The organism is Colwellia sp. BRX8-5, from assembly GCF_014077325.1.
Taxonomy (GTDB): Bacteria; Pseudomonadota; Gammaproteobacteria; order Enterobacterales; family Alteromonadaceae; genus Colwellia_A.
On sequence record NZ_JACGVR010000061.1, the window covers coordinates 1 to 3,222 of the forward strand.

At 48.0% G+C, this 3,222-nt stretch carries 1 rRNA gene; it reads right to left on the reverse strand.

Annotated elements, in window-relative coordinates:
* Positions 1–22: 22 nt before the first annotated feature.
* Positions 23–2,913, reverse strand: a 23S ribosomal RNA gene (locus tag H4J62_RS19830).
* Between the last annotated feature and the right edge of the window lie 309 nt (positions 2,914–3,222).

A 3,222-nucleotide genomic window follows, 5' to 3' on the forward strand; every position in this document is an offset into this window, starting at 1 on the left:
AGTAAAACTACTTGGGTGTTGTATGGTTAAGCCTCACGGGCAATTAGTATCAGTTAGCTCAAGACCTCGCAGTCCTTACACACCTGACCTATCAACGTTGTAGTCTCCAACGACCCTTTAGGGAGCTTAAAGCTCCAGTGAGAACTCATCTCAAAGCCTGCTTCCCGCTTAGATGCTTTCAGCGGTTATCAGTTCCGAACGTAGCTACCGGGCAATGCTATTGGCATAACAACCCGAACACCAGCGGTTCGTCCACTCCGGTCCTCTCGTACTAGGAGCAGCCCTCTTCAATTCTCAAACGCCCACGGCAGATAGGGACCGAACTGTCTCACGACGTTCTAAACCCAGCTCGCGTACCACTTTAAATGGCGAACAGCCATACCCTTGGGACCGACTTCAGCCCCAGGATGTGATGAGCCGACATCGAGGTGCCAAACACCGCCGTCGATATGAACTCTTGGGCGGTATCAGCCTGTTATCCCCGGAGTACCTTTTATCCGTTGAGCGATGGCCCTTCCATACAGAACCACCGGATCACTATGACCTACTTTCGTACCTGCTCGACGTGTCTGTCTCGCAGTTAAGCTGGCTTATGCCATTGCACTAACCGTATGATGTCCGACCATACTTAGCCAACCTTCGTGCTCCTCCGTTACTCTTTGGGAGGAGACCGCCCCAGTCAAACTACCCACCAGACAGTGTCCCCAAGCCCGATAAGGGCCCTAGGTTAGAACATCACGCATACAAGGGTGGTATTTCAAGGTAGACTCCACTTCATCTGGCGACAAAGTTTCATAGTCTCCCACCTATCCTACACATGTAGGAGCAATGTTCACTGTCAAGCTATAGTAAAGGTTCACGGGGTCTTTCCGTCTAGCCGCGGGTATACGGCATCTTAACCGCAAATTCAATTTCACTGAGTCTCGGGTGGAGACAGTGTGGCCATGATTACGCCATTCGTGCAGGTCGGAACTTACCCGACAAGGAATTTCGCTACCTTAGGACCGTTATAGTTACGGCCGCCGTTTACCGGGGCTTCGATCATCAGCTTCGCTTGCGCTAACCGAATCAATTAACCTTCCGGCACCGGGCAGGCGTCACACCGTATACGTCATCTTTCGATTTTGCACAGTGCTGTGTTTTTAATAAACAGTTCCAGCCACCTGGTTACTTCGACTACTCTTAGCTTACACCGCAAGGGTTTAACCGAGAGTAGCGTACCTTCTCCCGAAGTTACGGTACTATTTTGCCTAGTTCCTTCACCCGAGTTCTCTCAAGCGCCTTAGTATTCTCTACCTAACCACCTGTGTCGGTTTGGGGTACGGTTCCTATATATCTGAAGCTTAGAAGCTTTTCCTGGAAGCATGGCATCAACAGCTTCAACTCCGTAGAGTCTCGTCTCGTATCTCAGTGTTGAATGAAGACCCGGATTTACCTAAGTCAACCACCTACGTACTTTCACACGGACTACCAACGCCGTGCCTGTTTAGCCTACTCCGTCCCTCCTTCGCAATATATAGAAGTACAGAAATATTAATCTGTTTCCCATCGACTACGCGTTTCCGCCTCGCCTTAGGGGCCGACTTACCCTGCCCTGATTAACATGGGACAGGAAACCTTGGTCTTTCGGCGGGGGAGTTTTTCACTCCCCTTATCGTTACTCATGTCAGCATTCGCACTTCTGATACCTCCAGCAAGCTTTACAACTCACCTTCAACGGCTTACAGAACGCTCCCCTACCACTCATAATAAATTATGAATCCGCAGCTTCGGTGACTAGTTTAGCCCCGTTACATCTTCCGCGCAGACCGACTCGACTAGTGAGCTATTACGCTTTCTTTAAAGGATGGCTGCTTCTAAGCCAACCTCCTAGCTGTCTATGCCTTTCCACATCGTTTCCCACTTAACTAGTACTTTGGGACCTTAGCTGGCGGTCTGGGTTGTTTCCCTCTTCACAACGGACGTTAGCACCCGCAGTGTGTCTCCCGCATATCACTCATTGGTATTCGGAGTTTGCAAAGGGTTGGTAAGTCGGGATGACCCCCTAGCCTTAACAGTGCTCTACCCCCAATGGTGTTCGTGCGAGGCTCTACCTAAATAGATTTCGGGGAGAACCAGCTATCTCCCGGCTTGATTAGCCTTTCACTCCGACCCACAAGTCATCACCGCATTTTTCAACATACGTGTGTTCGGTCCTCCAGTTGATGTTACTCAACCTTCAACCTGCCCATGGGTAGATCGCCGGGTTTCGGGTCTATACCCTGCAACTAAACGCGCAGTTAACACTCGCTTTCGCTACGGCTCCCCTAATCGGTTAACCTTGCTACAGAATATAAGTCGCTGACCCATTATACAAAAGGTACGCAGTCACCGGACTAAATCCGGCTTCCACTGCTTGTACGTATGCGGTTTCAGGTTCTATTTCACTCCCCTCACAGGGGTTCTTTTCGCCTTTCCCTCACGGTACTGGTTCACTATCGGTCAGTTAGTAGTATTTAGCCTTGGAGGATGGTCCCCCCATATTCAGACAAAGTTTCACGTGCTCCGTCCTACTCGATTTCACTCAAAGGTTGCTTTTGTGTACGGGACTATCACCCTGTATCGTTGTACTTTCCAGTACATTCCACTAGCGCCCAATAAGCTTAAGGGCTGATTCGCGTTCGCTCGCCGCTACTAACGAAATCTCGGTTGATTTCTTTTCCTCAGGGTACTTAGATGTTTCAGTTCTCCTGGTTCGCTTCATTAAGCTATGTATTCACTTAATGATACTGACTTATGTCAGTGGGTTTCCCCATTCGGAAATCATTGGCTATAACGGTTTTTATCACCTCACCAATGCTTATCGCAGATTAACACGTCCTTCATCGCCTCTAACTGCCAAGGCATCCACCACATACGCTTAGTCACTTAACCATACAACCCTAAGTAGTCTTTCGACACGAAGTACACCGTGGAGACTAATCCACAGCAATTGTAAAGTCTGACATTTTCACGCACAAATAAATGTGTCTTGAATAAGATGTTCACTCTGAGTAAGAGTAAACAAATGTTGATTAACAGCTTTCGCTATTAATCGCTTTTGTAGATATTTATAAAATGTGCAAATCACAGCGCGACACCGTTCATTGCTTTATAAATATCTTATTTATATCAGCTTTCCAGATTGTTAAAGAACTCATTCTTAACGCGCATTCGGTTAAAAACGTGGTTTAAAAAACCAAA